The organism is Naumannella huperziae (assembly GCF_054073625.1).
This window is the reverse complement of record NZ_JBSXPH010000001.1, coordinates 2,818,729-2,834,572: the sequence shown is the minus strand read 5'-3', so window position 1 is coordinate 2,834,572 and position 15,844 is coordinate 2,818,729. Positions and strand designations below refer to the sequence as shown.

Sequence of the window (15,844 nt, the reverse complement as noted above, 5' to 3'; positions counted from 1 at the left end):
CAGCCTGACGTGGCGGGGGTGCTGTCCGGCTTCGCCACCATCGCGATCATCATCGCGGTCGGTTGGGTGCTGGCGCACACCAAGGTGTTGGACGCCCGGGCGCAGGTGGTGCTGGCTCGGCTGACCTTCCATGCCGGTACGCCGGCGCTGATGATCACCATGATCGGTTCCTCCGATGTGCACCGCCTGTTCTCGGCGAATCTGATCGCCTCGGTCACCGGAGTGGTGGTCACCGCCGTGCTCTCCGTGCTCGCTTCCCGGCTGGCCTTCCGCCGCGACGCCCGCGACACGGTGATCGGTGCGTTCTGTTCCTCGTATGTGAATGCCGGCAACCTCGGCATCCCGATCGCCGCCTATGCGATCGGCGATGCGGCGGTGCTGGCGCCGATGCTGCTGGTCCAGATCCTGGTCCTGCAACCGGGCGGGCTGGCCATCCTGGACGCGCTGGACGGGCAGCAGTCGGGCCGGTTCGGCGCCGGCATGATGATCCGCTCGGCGCTGCTGCGGCCGATCCGCAACCCGATCACCATCGGTGCCGCGATCGGCGTGCTGCTCGCCGTCACCGGCTGGCAGCCGCCGGCGGTGATCATGGATCCGATCGGGCTGATCGGAGGCCTGGCCATCCCATGCATGCTGATCGGCTACGGCGTGTCCCTGCGCACCGGCCCGGTGCCCGGCCGCGGCGAACGGCCGGCCCAGCTCGCGGTGATCACGGCACTGAAACTCGTGGTGCAGCCGCTCGTGGCGGGGCTGGTCGCCGCATTGGCCCTGGGCCTGACCGGCCCGGCGCTGCTGGCCGTGGTGATCATCGCCGCTCTGCCCACCGCGCAGAACGTCTTCGTGTTCGCGGTCCGCTACGACGCCGGGGTGGTGCTGGCGCGGGACTCGGTCTTCCTGACCACCGTCCTGTCAGTGCCTGTCATCTTGCTGATCACCGCGCTGCTCGCCTGATCCGGGACGGGCCTGCCCCGGCGGGTGCGCCAACCAGACGCCGGACCCGCTGATGCCGGGGAAGCTCTCGTCGTGGACAGCGTCGGAGAACCACTCGACAGTGCCGTCGGGCTTTCGCCGCAGGCCGAACGTCTTGCTGGTCCACCCCGGAGTGCTGACCTCTTCCATCACATGGATCCGTAGCAACTGCTCGGGGGTGAGACCGCTGCCAGAGCCAGCAGCCGCGAGTTGCTGCAGGTAGTCACGAAGGTCGTGGTCTCGGAACTTCGCAACTGCAACTGGGCGGCCGGGGCCGTTCAGAATCTGGTAGATGCCAATAGAATGTCCTGGTACGACTTGCAGATTTGAACTCTCAAAAAGATCAATAATGCTTTTCACTCTGTCACCCGAAAATGCTACTTGCAGTCACTGCCGCGACCGGGAAATACGGTGACAACTCTGCCAGTTTGATTGTTCAATATCAGCGAATAATCACGTGCGACGGTCCCGCAGGAAGAGGTCACGCTACTGGCGATCGCCGGCGTCCTGCTGGTTTGTGGGGTGGGCGCAGTGCGTACCGAGAAGCTGATGACCCGCCGCGGACGAACTTGGCGCTAGGTGCAGCTGCGAGCCCATCGGCCGGTCGCGGCCGAGCGCGGTGAGCAACTGCCAGGCCGGCAGCCGCTCGGTCCAGTGCTCGACGCCGATCAGCACCATCGGCGCGATCAGCTCCGGATCCGGGGCGTAGTAGTTCTCCGTGGTCGCGGCGAAGATCTCCTGCACGGTTCCGGCGGCGCCCGGCAGACACGCGATGCCGCCGCGGCTGCGGGTGAGCAGCGTGTCCTCGCGCAGGGCATTGGAGAAATACTTCGCGATCATGGTCGCGAAGACGTTCGGCGGCTCGTGGCCGTAGAACCAGGTCGGGATGCCGACGCTGGCACCCGCATCGGGCCCGCCGAACCGGTCCAGCACCGCGAAGGCCGCACCCGCCCAGTCCTCGATGCTGGGCCGGAAGTCCGGCACCTGCGCCAGCATCGCGCACGCCTGCGTCAGCGCGTCGTCCTCGCGCGGCGCCAGCAGCGCGCCGAGGTTGGCCGCCTCCATCGCGCCGGGGCCGCCGCCGGTCAGCACCAGCCGCCCGGCGCGGGTCAGCTCCCGGCCGAGCTCGGCCGCCTCCCGATACGCCGGCTCGTCGCGCCGGATCGCGTGCCCGCCCATGATCCCCATCAGGTCCCGCGCGGGGTAGGGGCGCAGCGCATCGGCCAGCGCGTCGCCGATCGAGTGATCATGCAGGGCCATCGCCAGCGTGTCGTCGATGCCCGGCTCCGGCACGTGTCCCTGCCGCCAGGCATAGCTGCGCGCGTCGAGCGAGTCGGCATAGGCGGCGGTGTCGTAGAGCTCGCGGGCGGCGTACAGCGCATTGCGGTAAGGATCGAAGGGTACGCCCGGCAGCGCCGGGAAGATCAGCCCGCCGCGGGCCCGCAGGTCGTCATCGGCGCCGGGATCGAACCGGCAGCCCAGGAAGACCGCGCCGGCCACCTCCACACCCGCCAGCGTGGCGCGCCCGGTCAGGTCCAGGCCTTGCAGATAACACCCGGCCAGACTGGCGATGCGCGCCAGATGATCATCGAGCTGGGCGAGGGATTCGATCTCGAGGGTACGCCGGGTCATGGCGCGATTGTGCCAGCGCCCATCTCGTCGTCAGGTATCGCCGCCCGGGCGCGGTCCTGGGCGGCGACAGCTCACGACGAGAGTCGGGCGGGAACGTGGATCGGCCGGGCGGATTCGGGCCGGGACACGCGACGGGGCCGGCCGGACGGACGCTCCCGCGCCTGCCCGACCGGCCCCGGTCGTCGATCAGTCCGGCTTCCCGGTCAGCCGCCGACTGCCTTCAGGGCGTCGACATTGCCGTCGCCGTAGAAGGAGTTGAACGCCGCGGTGCCCACGCAACGCTCGTCGTCGCACGGCAGGTCAGTGGCCTGCTCGCGAAGCAGCTTCACCAACTCGGCGGGCTTGGCGTCCGGATGGGTGGACTTCAGCAGCGCCAGCACGCCCGAGACGTGCGGGGTGGCCATCGAGGTGCCGCTGAGCCGGGCGTACCGGCCGCCCGGGTAGGTGGACACGATGCCCTGGCCCGGCGCGGTGACCTCGATCTTGTTCTCGCCGTAGTTGGAGAAGTAGGCCTTGGTGATGTCGGAGTTCAGCGCCGACACGGTGACCACATTCTCCAGCTCGGCCGGGATGTCCAGGCAGTTGTTGTTGATCACCCGATCGACCTCCTGTCCCTCGACATCGTTCGGGCTGACCGGATCGGTGGTCTTGTTGGCCAGGTCGTAGTCCTCGTTGCCGGCGGCCGCCGCGCTCACCACGCCCTTGCTGTTGGCGTACTCGAACGCGCGGCGCACCGCCTCGCGCCCGGGCACCTGGTTGGCCTGATCACCGCACCAGAAGTTCCACGGATCGGTGTAGTAGCTGTTGTTGGTCACATCGAAGCCGTTGTCGGCGGCCCAGATCATGCCGCAGACGACGTACTCGGGGTAGAACAGGCTGTCGTCATTGGACACCTTGATCGATGCGATCGACACGTCGGGCGCGATGCCGACCACGCCGACCCCGTTGCGCGCGGCGGCGATGGTGCCGGCCACGTGCGTGCCGTGCCCGTTGGTGGTCGGCTCCCAGCCGGTACGCCGCGGCTGGCCCGCGTTGTTGCAGGAGACCGACTTGTCGGCGCGGAAGTTCGGCGCCAGGTCGGGGTGCGTGCCCTCGACGCCGGTGTCGACGATGCCGACCAGCACGTCGGGGTCACCGCCAGTGATCTCCTGGGCCTGGTCGGCCTTGATCGCCTTGTTGCCCCACTGGTCGCCCTCGAGCGGGTCCGGCGCCAGCGCGGCCTCGGAGACGCCGCGGCCGGCCTCGTAGCCGCCGAGCCGAAGCTGGTCCTGCGCGGTGTCGGAGCGCTTGGAGCGGCCGGGCGGCTGGGCCTTGTTGCCCTTCGGCGTACCCTCCGCGACCTCGGCGGTGCGGGTCTGGCCCGCCGACTCGACCGGGGTGCCGCGCCCGCCGATCCGGTCCAGATCGGCCAGGAACGCGGCCTTTGTGGAATGAGCGATGATCACGCCGATCTGCGGCCAGGACTGGACCACCGTGCCGCCGGCCGACTCGACCAGCCGCTCGGCCCGCTTGATCTGGCCGAAATTGGCCCGCTTCAGGTTCACCGCGTAGCTCATCAGCACGCCGTCGGCCGGCGAGCGGTCGACCGGGGTCGACGGCGGTTCGTCGGCGCTCGGGGCGGCGGTCGCCGTGCCCGCGGACAGCGCGAGGGCCGCGGCGCCGGCGGCGATGGCGGCCGCGATCCGGCGGCCGATTGCTGGACTGCTCATCAGGGAGCCTCCTTGTGGGGGACGTTGGCCAGAAATCTAGCCCGCGAGTGCGACTGTCTGCAGGCGGTCGCGCAGATTCCTCCGGCGCCTGCCTCCGGACATGACTCGGCCCGGCCGCGCGGGCGGCCGGGCCGAGGTCTCGGAGGGAGGACCGTTCAGATCCGTTCGGCGGCCTTCGCCTCCGAGATGCGCTCGTCGATCTTCTCCTCGATGAACTCGTAGGCGAGTTCGTCGTGCAGCGAGAGATCGACGCCGCGGTCCTCGTCCTCGGCCGAGACGCGGAAGCCGATCGTCTTCGCGATCGCCGAGCCGATGATGAAGGTCAGCACGCCGGTGAACACCATCGACACCAGCGCGGCCACCACCTGGATCACCAACTGCGCCGCGCCGCCGCCGTAGAACAGCCCCAGCGGGGCGTCGGCGAACGTCGGCGCCGCCATGAAGCCCAGGTAGACGGTGCCGATCAGGCCCGCCACCAGGTGCACGCCCACGACGTCCAGCGAGTCGTCGTAGCCGAGCCGGTACTTCAGCCCGATCGCGAGACAGGCCGCGGCACCGGCGATCACGCCGAGCAGCATCGCGGCCCAGGGCTCCAGATTGGCGCAGGCGGGGGTGATCGCGACCAGGCCCGCCACCAGGCCGGAGGCGGCGCCGATCGAGGTGACCTTGCCGTCCCGCAGCTTCTCCACCACGAGCCAGGCCAGCATCGCCGCCGCCGGGGCGGCCAGCGTGTTGATCCAGATCAGGCCGGCCTGGGCCGCATCCGCGGCCAGGCCGCCGTTGAAGCCGAACCAGCCGAACCACAGCAGGGCTGCGCCGAGCATCACCAGCGGGATGTTGTGCGGCCGGTGCAGCGGCTCGGCCCGGAAGCCGTAGCGACGACCGATGATCAGCGCGAGCACCAGGGCCGCGACGCCGGCGTTGATGTGCACCACGGTGCCGCCGGCGAAGTCGATCGCCGAGCCGCCGAGCGCATTGGCGATCGCCCCGTCGAGCATCAGGCCGCCGGATCCCCAGACCATGAACGCCAGCGGGGCATAGACCAGGGTGACCCAGACCGGGACGAAGACCACCCACGCGCCGAACCGGGTCCGGTCGGCGATCGCGCCCGAGATCAGCGCCACCGTGATGATCGCGAAGGTGCCGCCGTAGGCCGCTCCGACCAGATCGACACTGCCGATCAGGTTCTGCATCCCGAACGAGTAGGGCGGCTCGAACGGGTTGCCGAACAGGCCCGCCACGCTGGCGCCGCCACCGCCCAGGGCGTACCCCCACAGCACCCAGACCACGCCCACGATGCCCATCGAGATGAAGCTCATCATGATCATGTTCAGGGCCGACTTGGCGCGGGTCATCCCGCCGTAGAAGAACGCCACGCCCGGCGTCATCAGCAGTACCAGACAGGCGGCTACCAGCATCCAGACCAGATCCGGAGTCAACGCTGTGTCCTCCATCGGGATCCTCCTCCATCAGAGATCTCGTGCCCGCGGTGGGCTTCGGTGGCAGTCTGCGCGGCGGATGTTTCACCGGCGTCGCCCCGTGTTACGGCGGGGTAAAAGATCGGCGCGGGCCGCCGAACCTGCGGCGCGCGCCCCGGATTGCCACAATGGGCCGGTGCGCGATGTGGTGATCCTGGGCTCGACCGGCTCCATCGGTACCCAGGCCCTGGACGTCCTGGGCGAGCGGCGCGACGCCTACCGGGTACGCGGGCTGGCCGCCGGCGGTGGCCAGCCGGGGCTGCTGGCCCGCCAGGTGCTGGATGCCCGCCCCGAGGTGGTCGCGGTGGCCCGCGCGAGCGCCGTGCAGGACCTGCAGCTCGCCCTCTATGCCGAGGCGCAGCGGCGCGGCTGGTCGGCCGGCGAGACCACGCTGCCGCGGATCGTCGCCGGCCCGGATGCCGCGGCGCAGCTCGCCGGCGACGGCGCCGACCTCGTGCTGAACGCCGTTACCGGGGCGGCCGGCCTGACGGCCACGCTGGCCGCGCTGGCCGGCGGCTCCACCCTCGCCCTGGCCAACAAGGAATCGCTGGTGATCGGCGGCCGCCTGGTCACCGACGCCGCCGCGCCGGACCAACTGGTGCCCGTCGACTCCGAACACTCCGCGCTCGCCCAGGCCCTGCGCGCCGGGCGCGGCGCCGAGGTGGACCGGCTGCTGGTCACCGCCTCCGGCGGCCCCTTCCGCGGCCGCAGCCGCGCCGAGATGGCCGCGGCCACCCCCGAACAGGCGATGGCCCACCCGACCTGGCGGATGGGCCGGGTGATCACCATCAACTCGGCCACCCTGGTGAACAAAGCGCTGGAGGTGCTCGAGGCGTACCTGCTCTACGGCGTGCCGCTGGACCGGATCGACGTCGTCGTGCACCCGCAGTCGATCGTGCACTCGATGGTGCAGTTCGTCGACGGTTCGACCATCGCCCAGTGCTCGCCGCCGGACATGCGGCTGCCGATCGCGCTGGCGCTGAGCTGGCCCGATCGGATGCCGGGCGCCAGTGCGCCGCTGGACTGGACGCGCGCGACGCAATGGACGTTCGAGCCGCTCGACGACGAGGCGTTCCCGGCGGTACGCCTGATCCGCCGCTGCGGCGCCGCCGGTGGCACGGCGCCCGCGGTCTACAACGCCGCCAACGAGGTCGCGGTGGACGCCTTCACCGGGGGCCGGATCGGCTTCCTCGACATCGTCGATCTGATCGAGCGGGTCGTGGTCGAACACCTGGCGCCGGAGCCAGGGATTTCGCCCGGCGACGTAGGATCGCGATTGGTCCACGACGCCGACCTCGACCTCGCGGCGGTGCTCGCGGCGGACAACTGGGCGCGGCGACGGGCGAGTGAACTGATCGGGGCCCGGGAGGCCGAACAGCAGGGAGCAGGAAGCAGTTGATGGAGACCGTCATCTATCTGGGCGCGGCGGTGCTGTTCTTCGCGCTCATCATGGCCTCGATCGCGCTGCACGAGATCGGCCACCTGGTTCCCGCCAAGCTGTTCGGCGTCAAGACCACCCAGTATTTCGTCGGCTTCGGCAAGACCCTGTGGTCGAAGAAGGTCGGCGAGACCGAGTACGGCATCAAGGCGATCCCGCTCGGCGGCTATGTCCGGATGATCGGCATGTATCCCCGCCACGCCGACGGGTCGCTGCGGGCCTCCAGCTCCGGGCTGTTCCAGAACCTCGCCGATTCCGCCCGCGAGATCGAGCACGAGGAGATCAAGCCCGCCGACGACGGCCGGTTGTTCTACCAGAAGAAGCCGTGGCAGAAGCTGATCATCATGTTCGCCGGCCCGGCGATGAACCTGATCCTCGCGTTCGCACTGCTGCAGACGCTGTTCGGGCTGTACGGGATCAACCAGCCGACGCTTGTCGTGCAGAACGTGCAGGAGTGTGTGATCCCCGCCGATCGGCAAGACCAGTCGTGTCGTCCGGGCGACCCGCCGACCCCGGCCGCCGCGGCCGGGATGGCCGACGGCGACCGGATCGTCGCCTTCAACGGCGTCGAGCTGAAGGACTGGGACCAGCTCTCGGCGATGATCCGCGGCAATCTTGCCGGACCCGCCACGATCACCGTCGAGCGGGGCGGCGGGCTGGTGCAGTTGCCGCAGGTGAACACGGTGGTGACCGGCGTACCCGCCCAGTACGACCCGGCCCGTCGGGTGCCCGCGGGCTTCCTCGGCGTGCAACCGCAGATGGTACGCGCGGCCGGGACGCCCGCCGTGGTGCTGGAGACCATGGGTGACATGACGGTGCGCTCGGCGGTCGGGGTCGTCACCTTGCCGGTCCGCGTCTTCAACACCGCCGCCGACCTGGTCACCGGGCGCGAGCGCGACCCGAACGGCCCGGTCAGCGTGGTCGGTGCCAGCCGCTTCGCCGGCGAGGTGGCCACCACCGACCGGCTGACCGACAACGACCGGTTCGCCATGGTGTTGATGCTGCTGGGTTCGGTGAACCTGTTCGTGGCGATCCTGAACCTGGTGCCGCTGATGCCGTTCGACGGGGGCCACATCGCCGGCGCCCTGTGGGAATGGGTACGCCGCGGCCTGGCGAAGGCGTTCCGCCGGCCCGATCCCGGCTATGTCGATGTCGCCAAGACCCTGCCCGTCGCCTATGTTGTAGGTGGGTTCCTGGTGGTGTGCGGGGCGGTCCTGATCGTCGCCGACGTCATCGCGCCGATCACGTTGTTCTGACGACCGGAGCAATCGAGCCCCGAGCAGTGGAGCCCGGAGCAATCGAGCCGGAGCGAGGAGGAGACAGGCATGACCGTGGACCTCGGGATTCCCGCGCCGCCCCCGCCGGTGCTGGCCCCGCGCCGCCGCTCGCGCAAGATCCGCGTCGGCTCGGTCGAGGTCGGTGGCGACGCGCCCGTCTCGGTGCAGTCGATGACCACGACGGTCACCTCCGATGTGAACTCGACCCTGCAGCAGATCGCCGAGCTGACCGCGGCGGGTTGCGACATCGTCCGCGTCGCCTGCCCGAGCCAGGACGATGCCGATGCGCTGCCGGCCATCGCCACCAAGTCGCAGATCCCGGTGATCGCCGACATCCACTTCCAGCCCAAGTACGTCTTCGCGGCCATCGACGCCGGCTGCGCCGCGGTCCGGGTCAATCCCGGCAACATCCGCAAGTTCGACGACCAGGTCGGCGCGATCGCCAAGGCCGCCAAGGATGCCGGGGTCTCGCTGCGGATCGGGGTCAACGCCGGCTCCCTGGACAAGCGGCTGTTGGAGAAGTACGGCAAGGCGACGCCCGAGGCGCTCGTCGAGTCGGCGGTCTGGGAGGCCTCGCTGTTCGAGGAGCACGACTTCCACGACTTCAAGATCTCGGTCAAGCACAACGACCCGGTGATCATGGTCCAGGCCTACGAGCAGCTCGCGGAGCGCGGCGACTGGCCGCTGCACCTCGGGGTGACCGAGGCGGGGCCGGCGTTCCAGGGCACGATCAAGTCCGCGACCGCCTTCGGCGCCCTGCTCAGCAAGGGGATCGGCGACACGATTCGCGTCTCGCTGTCCGCGCCGCCGGTGGAGGAGGTCAAGGTCGGTACGCAGATCCTGCAGTCGCTGAACCTGCGCCCGCGCAAGCTGGAGATCGTCTCCTGCCCGTCGTGCGGGCGGGCCCAGGTCGATGTCTACAAGCTCGCCGACCAGGTGACCGCCGGGCTGGACGGGCTGGAGGTGCCGCTGCGGGTCGCGGTGATGGGTTGTGTGGTGAACGGGCCGGGGGAGGCGCGGGAGGCCGATCTCGGGGTCGCCTCCGGCAACGGCAAGGGCCAGATCTTCGTCAAGGGCGAGGTGATCCGGACGGTCAAGGAGTCCGAGATCGTCGAGACCCTGATCACCGAGGCGATGCGGATCGCCGAATCCATGGAGGGCGGCGAGTCCGGCGCCCCCGAGGTCACCGTGTCGTGACCACGCAGGCCGTCCGGCCCGCCGCGGGACAGGTCCGGGTCGTCACCGACGCCGACCTGGCGGCCGTCACGGCCCTGCTCGCCACCGACCCGGTGGAGTCGGTCTTCGTCGCCGCCCGGGTCGAGGCCCACGGGCTCGACCCGTTCCGGCTGGGCTGCCCGGTGTGGGGGTGGTTCCACGACGACGAGTTGCAGGCCCTGTGTCATGCGGGGTCGAACCTGATCCCGTTCCGCGCCGGCGCCGACGCGCTGGCGGCCTTCGCCCGGCAGGCGGGCGAGCACCGCCGCTGTTCGTCGATCGGCGGTGCCTCCCGCATGGTGTTGCCGCTGTGGCGCGAGTTGTGCCGCACCGGCCGGGACTGGCACGGCACGCGGGAGGTACGCCCGCGCCAGCCGCTGATGCTGATCGACGCGGCCCCGGCCGCCGACCCCGAGCCGCGGGTCGCGCCGGTGCGGCGTACCGATGTCGAGGCGTATTTCGACGCCTCCGTGCGGATGTACACCGAGGAGGTCGGCGTCTCGCCGTTCCCTCGCGGCAGTTCGCGGCACTACCGCGGCTATGTGCGCGAGCTGATCCGGCGCGGTCACTCCTTCGGCATCGTCGAGGGCGGCCGGGTGATCTTCAAGGCCGACATCGGTTCGCTGGCCAACGGGGTCGCCCAGATCCAGGGCGTCTGGGTGGATCCGGCGCACCGGGGCCGCGGCCTCGCGGTGCCCGCGATGGCCGCCGTCGTCGCGCTGGCCCGCGAGCTCGCCCCGATGGTTTCGCTGTATGTCAACGACTTCAACGACGCCGCGCTGGCGACCTACCGGCATGTCGGGTTCCGGCAGGTCGGCGAGTTCGCCACCGTGCTCTACTGACGGGCCGCCTCCGGCGCAGAACTCGGGCGAGTGGTCGCAAAGGGCGCGTGTGGCGCGCGGACTGTTGCCAGAACTCGGGCGAGCGGTCGCAAACGGCGCGGACGAGCCGGGTACGCGGACCTCGCGCTCAGCTCGCCGCGCGCTGCGGCCAGAACCCGGGCGAGTGGTCGCAAACGGCGCGTCTGCCGCGCGGACCGCTGCCAGGACCCGGGCGAGTGGTCGCAAAGGGCGCGTCTGGCGCGCGGACTGCTGCCAGGACCCGGGCGAGTGGTCGCAAAGGGCGCGTCTGGCGCGCGGACTGCTGCCAGGACCCGGGCGAGTGGTCGCAAAGGGCGCGTCTGGCGCGCGGACCGCTGCCAGAACCCGGGCGAGTGGTCGCAAACGGCGCGTCTGCCGCGCGGACTGCTGCCAGAACCCGGGCGAGTGGTCGCAAACGGCGCGGACGAGCCGGGTACGCGGACCTCGTGCTCAGGTCGCCGCGCGCTGCGGCCGGGAGATGCCGCTGCCGCCGCCGGGCAGGGACTCCTCGTCGCCGTCCTCGCCGTGGAACGCCTCGCGGGTGCTGTCGGCCTCGGCGGTGGTCGGATTGGAGGCGATGAACGCGTTCACCCAGCGCGCCCTGGGGTCGGCATCGATCAGCACCGCCTTCACCAGCAGGGTCGACGGCAGCGCCAGCAGCGCGCCGAGCGGTCCCAGCACATAGGCCCAGAACAGCAGCGACAGGAACGACACGGTCGGGGTGACGCCCACGGCATCGCCGGTGAACTTCGGCTGGATCAGCGACTGGATCACGAAGTTGAGCACCGAGTATCCGATCAGCACGATCAGCGCGGCGATCGGACCTTTGTCCAGCAGCGCCATCAACGCGGGCGGGATCAGCCCCAGGACGAACCCGACGTTCGGGATGTAGTTGGTGATGAACGACAACACACCCCAGACGAAGGCCAGCGGTACGCCGAGGATCATCAGCAGGCCGACGTCGAGGATGGCGACGATCAAACCGAAGATCGTGGTGACGACCCAGTAGCGGCGTACCCCCTCGGCGAAGGAGATCAGGGCCTCGGTGATCCGGGGGTGGGTGGAGTCGGCGAGCTGCAGTCGCTGGCCGAAGTTCATCGAGTCCAGCACCAGGAAGAAGATCACGGTGAGCAGGACGATCATCAGCGAGCCTGCGCTGCCCAGGTTGGACAGCAGCCCGCCGGCCGCGCCGACGATGCTCTGCGGGTTGATCGTCTCCAGTTGGCTGGTGATCTGCGTGCTGGTCACCCCGAACTGGGCCAGCAGCGCGAGCACCTGGTCATAGAGCGACTCGAACTGCGGGGTGTAGCGCGGCAGCTCGCGCACCAGCGAGGCGATCGCCCAGTAGATCGCGTAGAAGAAGGCGAACAGGAAGGCCAGCACCAATACCCCGGAGACGATCGCGCACAGCCACGCCGGCAGTCCGCGGCGGCGCAGCCAACTGGACACCGGGGAGGCGGCGAGCACGAGGTTGATCCCGAAGAAGACCGGCGCCACGATCTCGCGGATCTCCCGGGTCCCGCTGATGATCAACGCGGCGCTGGCCAGGCCCACCAGGATCAGCAGCACGCGCGGGATGCCGACCCGCGGGGCGAGCGAGTCCAGCCGCTTGCCGATCGAGCGGAGCTCACCGGTGGTCTGTGCCCCGACCCGCTCCACGGCCCGCGTGGCGTCGGGGTTGGCCTGTGGCTGTGCGCGCCGTCCGAACATTCTCGGTTCCCTTCCCTCGTCGACTGTGCTGCTACCCGGACACTTTGCACCATGGCGGCGCGGATCCGACACGGACGCCCCGATGGCGGGCATGCTGGGCCGGGTCGAAAGGGGGACCGATGAGTTCGGCAGTGCGACCGAGCGCGGCGACCGAACCCTGGTGGCGGCGCTGGCTCGCCCGCGACGGCGTCCGCAACGGCCTCGCCTGGGGGATCGGCATCGCCTGCGGCGCGATCATGGTGCCCACCGTCTTGTGGCGGCTGCCGGTCAGTTCGCCCTGGGTGCGCTACGTCGCGGCGTACCTGATGGTCACCCCGATCGCCACCTTGCTCACGCTGGTCCTCACCTGGGTGGTGTTCGCGCCGCTGCCGCGGGCGCGGCTGACCGGGCTGGTACGAGCGACCCAGTCGCGCCGGCGACGCGGGCTGCTGAGCCGGTTGACCTATTTCGACGACTCGGGTCTGTCGTGGGGGGTGCAGGGCTCGCTGGTCTCGATCATCGCGATCTTGCTGTTGTGGTTCCTCGGCGAGCGGTCCGTACCGGTGATCGTGCTCACCATGGCGGGCGTGGCGTCCGCCTGGTTCATGGGCGTCATCGCCTACGCGGTGAACTATCTGCGCGAGGACGTGGATCGGCCGGGCATGGTCTTCCCCGGCGATGACGAGCCCACCTTCCGCGACTACCTGTACCAGGCTCTCACGGTGTCGACGTCCGTCGCCACGTCCGACATCAATGTGACGACGCGCCAGATGCGGTCCCTGGTGGCGGGCAACAGCGCCGTGTCGTTCTTCTTCAACACCGTCATCCTGGCGATGTTGATCTCGCTGATGATGTCCGCGCGCTGAGCCGCCCGTGGGCGGAGTGCGCGGCGCACAGCAATCGGCGCGCGCGCCGCCGCACCCGCCGGTATCGTTGCCGCGTCCCGATGCACGAGAACCACCATCCGAGAAGAGGCGCCTTGATCACCCGCATGTCGGAACTGTTCGTCCGGACCCTGCGCGAGGACCCGGCGGACGCCGAGGTGGCGAGCCACCGCTGGCTCGTCCGTGGCGGCTACGTGCGCCGGGTCGCCCCGGGCATCTACACCTGGCTGCCGCTCGGGCTGCGGGTGCTGGAGAACGTCGAGCGGATCGTCCGCGAGGAGATGGCGGCGATCGGCGGCCAGGAGCTCCGGTTCCCGGCGCTGCTGCCGCGCGAGCCCTACGAGGCGACGAACCGGTGGACCGAGTACGGCGACGGGATCTTCCGGCTGCACGACCGCAAGGGCGGCGACTACCTGCTCGGCCCCACGCACGAGGAGATGTTCACCCTCGCCGTGAAGGACATGTACAACTCCTACAAGGAGTTGCCCCTGACGCTGTACCAGATCCAGACCAAGTACCGCGACGAGCCGCGCCCGCGCGCCGGCATCATGCGCGGCCGCGAGTTCGTGATGAAGGACTCCTATTCCTTCGACATCGACGAGGCCGGCCTGGCCGCCTCGTACGCGCGCCATCGCGACGCGTACCGCAAGATCTTCGACCGGCTCGGCTTCGAGTACGTGATCGTGCGGGCGATGTCGGGCGCGATGGGTGGCTCGCAGTCGGAGGAGTTCCTCGCGGTCTCGCCGGTCGGGGAGGACCTGTTCGCGCGGTCCCCGGGCGGGTACGCCGCGAACGTCGAGGCGGTCGAGCTGGCGCCGCCGGATCCGGTGCCGTTCGACGACGCGCCGGCCGCGCATGTCGAGGACACCCCGGACAGCCCGACCATCGAGACGCTGGTCGCCGTGGCGAACGAGCGGGTGCCGCGTACCGACCGGCCGTGGACCGCCGCCGACACCCTGAAGAATGTCGTGTTCATGATCACCCGGCCGGGGCAGGAGCCGGAGCCGCTGGCCATCGGGCTGCCCGGCGACCGGGAGGTCGACACCAAGCGGCTGGAGGCGCAGCTCGGCGAGGGGGTGGCGTACGCGCCGTTCGCCGACGAGGACTTCGCCCGGCACCCCGACCTGGTCAAGGGCTACATCGGCCCGGGCGTGCTGGGGGCCGAGAACGCCTCCAAGATCACCTACCTGGTCGACCCGCGGGTCGCGACGGGTACGCGCTGGGTGACCGGCGCCGACGCCGCCGGCCGGCACGTCTTCGATCTGGTCGCCGGTCGCGACTTCACCCCCGACGGCGTGATCGAGGTCGCCGAGGTACGCACGGGCGACCCGGCCCCCGACGGGTCGGGGCCGCTGGAGCTGGCCCGTGGGATCGAGATGGGCCACGTCTTCGCGCTCGGCACCAAGTACGCCGACGCGCTCGGCCTGCAGGTGCTGGACGAGAACGGCAAGCTCGCGACGGTGCAGATGGGCTCCTACGGCATCGGGGTCTCCCGAGCCGTGGCGGTGGTGGCCGAGGGCACCAGCGACGACAAGGGCCTGTGCTGGCCGCGCGAGCTCGCGCCGTTCGATCTGCAGATCGTCGCCACCGGCAAGGACGCGGCCGTGCTGGACAAGGCGACCGAGCTGGCCCGCGAGCTGGACGAGGCAGGCGTGCGCGTGCTGCTGGACGACCGTAAGGCGAGCCCGGGGGTGAAGTTCGCCGACGCCGAGCTGTTGGGCATGCCGACCACGGTGGTGGTGGGCCGCGGGCTGGCCGACGGCGTGCTCGAGGTGCGCGACCGGCGTACCGGGATGAGCGAGAACGTGGCCGTCGACGACGCCCTCGGGCACCTTCTCGCGGTGGTGCACGGGCTCACGGACGCCGAGGCGTCCTGACGCGGCGGAGTCCCGCTCAGAGCTTGGCGGCCTCGGCCTCGATGCCGGCCAGGATCACGTCGACCGCCGCCACGAACTGGTCGCGATCGGAGTGGGTGGCCATCACCCGGGCCAGCCGGGCGACGCCGGGGTACTGGTCCTCCTGCCGGCCCAGTGCATCGGCGAACTCGGCCAGCACGTCCTCCCGGCGCCCCGGCGGTCCGTAGGCCAGCCGCATCGTCTGCATCATGATCGAGGTGAGCGAGCCGAAGAGGGCCGAGGCCAGATAGAACGTGCGCACGTCGTCGAAACCGAGCGAGCGGATCCGCTCCCCGGTCAGGCCCAGGACCCGTACCGCCACGCTGAACCCGTCGGCGGTCACGCCGGGAGCAATGGCGGCGATCCACGGATGGCGCTCGCTGAGGTCGAAGTAGCCCAGCAGTTGTTCGCGGATGTCCCGCTTCCAGTCCCCGGCCCCGGGGCCGGGCTCGATCGGTGCGCGGTCCGCGTCGAGCACGTGCTCGAAGCACAGCATCAGCAGGTCTTCCTTGTCGTCGACATGCCAGTACAGCGATGCGACGCCAACCCCGAGCTCGCCCGCGAGCCGGCGGAAGGTCAACGCGTCGGGCCCGCCCTCGTCGAGGATCGCGACCGCGGCGTCGACGATCCGCTCGGTGCTCAGTGCTACCCGGGCCCGGCCCGCGGCGCGGCGTTCGCTGGGCGCTCGCCGTGGTCGCCGCCGGTCGGGTTGCCGCGGTCCGCGCCGTCCATCAGCCATGGCGTCATGGAACCACAAAGGACTCGAACCGCGGGCGGGTTGCCGAACGACGTTCGATA

At 70.3% G+C, this 15,844-nt stretch carries 13 protein-coding genes; 7 read left to right on the top strand and 6 right to left on the bottom strand.

Annotation, left to right across the window (positions count from 1 at the left end; genetic code table 11):
• Positions 1–9 precede the first annotated feature (9 nt).
• Positions 10–951: an AEC family transporter gene (locus tag ACXDC7_RS13500; protein ID WP_179445944.1), complete on the top strand. Its 942-nt coding sequence runs from the start codon at positions 10–12 to the stop codon at positions 949–951.
• Here ACXDC7_RS13500 and ACXDC7_RS13495 read toward each other — a convergent pair.
• The 4 genes from ACXDC7_RS13495 to ACXDC7_RS13480 form a co-directional block, all read right to left on the bottom strand.
• Positions 910–1,329 carry a hypothetical protein gene (locus tag ACXDC7_RS13495; RefSeq protein WP_459222429.1) on the bottom strand — a complete coding sequence of 140 codons (420 nt, stop codon included), beginning with the start codon at positions 1,327–1,329 and terminating at the stop codon, positions 910–912. The genes ACXDC7_RS13500 and ACXDC7_RS13495 overlap by 42 nt on opposite strands.
• A gap of 126 nt (positions 1,330–1,455) precedes the next feature.
• Complete coding sequence (locus ACXDC7_RS13490; RefSeq protein ID WP_459222428.1) at positions 1,456–2,601, bottom strand: LOG family protein; 1,146 nt, start codon at positions 2,599–2,601, stop codon at positions 1,456–1,458.
• A 203-nt stretch (positions 2,602–2,804) separates the two neighbouring features.
• Positions 2,805–4,310: a S8 family peptidase gene (locus ACXDC7_RS13485; protein ID WP_179445946.1), complete on the bottom strand. Its 1,506-nt coding sequence runs from the start codon at positions 4,308–4,310 to the stop codon at positions 2,805–2,807.
• A gap of 155 nt (positions 4,311–4,465) precedes the next feature.
• Positions 4,466–5,764: an ammonium transporter gene (locus ACXDC7_RS13480; RefSeq protein ID WP_179445947.1), complete on the bottom strand. Its 1,299-nt coding sequence runs from the start codon at positions 5,762–5,764 to the stop codon at positions 4,466–4,468.
• 160 nt (positions 5,765–5,924) lie between these two features.
• On the opposite strand from ACXDC7_RS13480, the gene dxr reads away from it, so the two are divergent.
• From dxr to ACXDC7_RS13460, 4 genes are all read left to right on the top strand, one after another.
• The gene (gene dxr / locus ACXDC7_RS13475; RefSeq protein ID WP_459222427.1) at positions 5,925–7,187 is read left to right on the top strand and encodes a 1-deoxy-D-xylulose-5-phosphate reductoisomerase; all 1,263 of its coding nucleotides are present in this window, start codon (positions 5,925–5,927) and stop codon (positions 7,185–7,187) included.
• Positions 7,187–8,482 (top strand): M50 family metallopeptidase, encoded by a 1,296-nt coding sequence (locus ACXDC7_RS13470; RefSeq protein WP_459222426.1) that lies wholly within the window; start codon positions 7,187–7,189, stop codon positions 8,480–8,482. Before dxr ends, ACXDC7_RS13470 begins: the two co-directional genes overlap by 1 nt.
• A 69-nt stretch (positions 8,483–8,551) precedes the next feature.
• Positions 8,552–9,700, top strand: coding sequence for a flavodoxin-dependent (E)-4-hydroxy-3-methylbut-2-enyl-diphosphate synthase (gene ispG / locus ACXDC7_RS13465; protein WP_179445950.1), 1,149 nt, complete (start codon positions 8,552–8,554; stop codon positions 9,698–9,700).
• A complete protein-coding gene (locus ACXDC7_RS13460; protein ID WP_179445951.1) occupies positions 9,697–10,560 on the top strand; it encodes a GNAT family N-acetyltransferase in 864 nt (287 codons plus the stop codon). The genes ispG and ACXDC7_RS13460 overlap by 4 nt, the downstream gene beginning before the upstream one ends.
• A gap of 468 nt (positions 10,561–11,028) precedes the next feature.
• Here ACXDC7_RS13460 and ACXDC7_RS13455 read toward each other — a convergent pair whose 3' ends face one another.
• A complete protein-coding gene (locus ACXDC7_RS13455) occupies positions 11,029–12,288 on the bottom strand; it encodes an AI-2E family transporter (RefSeq protein WP_459222425.1) in 1,260 nt (419 codons plus the stop codon).
• A gap of 119 nt (positions 12,289–12,407) precedes the next feature.
• Here ACXDC7_RS13455 and ACXDC7_RS13450 point away from each other — a divergent pair, with 119 nt between their 5' ends.
• Positions 12,408–13,133 (top strand): DUF1345 domain-containing protein, encoded by a 726-nt coding sequence (locus ACXDC7_RS13450; RefSeq protein ID WP_459222424.1) that lies wholly within the window; start codon positions 12,408–12,410, stop codon positions 13,131–13,133.
• A gap of 125 nt (positions 13,134–13,258) precedes the next feature.
• Complete coding sequence (locus ACXDC7_RS13445) at positions 13,259–15,028, top strand: proline--tRNA ligase (RefSeq protein WP_459222423.1); 1,770 nt, start codon at positions 13,259–13,261, stop codon at positions 15,026–15,028.
• A gap of 16 nt (positions 15,029–15,044) precedes the next feature.
• Here ACXDC7_RS13445 and ACXDC7_RS13440 read toward each other — a convergent pair whose 3' ends face one another.
• Complete coding sequence (locus ACXDC7_RS13440; RefSeq protein WP_179445955.1) at positions 15,045–15,785, bottom strand: TetR/AcrR family transcriptional regulator; 741 nt, start codon at positions 15,783–15,785, stop codon at positions 15,045–15,047.
• Positions 15,786–15,844 lie beyond the last annotated feature (59 nt).

What these genes read in the sequence shown, in the direction of transcription:
- ACXDC7_RS13450 (WP_459222424.1), top strand. Translation starts at nt 12,408, where the DNA reads ATGAGTTCGGCAGTGCGACCGAGCGCGGCGACCGAACCCTGGTGGCGG.
- ACXDC7_RS13470 (WP_459222426.1), top strand. Translation starts at nt 7,187, where the DNA reads ATGGAGACCGTCATCTATCTGGGCGCGGCGGTGCTGTTCTTCGCGCTC.
- ACXDC7_RS13490 (WP_459222428.1), bottom strand. Translation starts at nt 2,601, where the DNA reads ATGACCCGGCGTACCCTCGAGATCGAATCCCTCGCCCAGCTCGATGAT.
- ACXDC7_RS13480 (WP_179445947.1), bottom strand. Translation starts at nt 5,764, where the DNA reads ATGGAGGACACAGCGTTGACTCCGGATCTGGTCTGGATGCTGGTAGCC.
- ACXDC7_RS13445 (WP_459222423.1), top strand. Translation starts at nt 13,259, where the DNA reads ATGTCGGAACTGTTCGTCCGGACCCTGCGCGAGGACCCGGCGGACGCC.
- ispG (WP_179445950.1), top strand. Translation starts at nt 8,552, where the DNA reads ATGACCGTGGACCTCGGGATTCCCGCGCCGCCCCCGCCGGTGCTGGCC.
- ACXDC7_RS13455 (WP_459222425.1), bottom strand. Translation starts at nt 12,288, where the DNA reads ATGTTCGGACGGCGCGCACAGCCACAGGCCAACCCCGACGCCACGCGG.
- ACXDC7_RS13485 (WP_179445946.1), bottom strand. Translation starts at nt 4,310, where the DNA reads ATGAGCAGTCCAGCAATCGGCCGCCGGATCGCGGCCGCCATCGCCGCC.
- ACXDC7_RS13440 (WP_179445955.1), bottom strand. Translation starts at nt 15,785, where the DNA reads ATGGCTGATGGACGGCGCGGACCGCGGCAACCCGACCGGCGGCGACCA.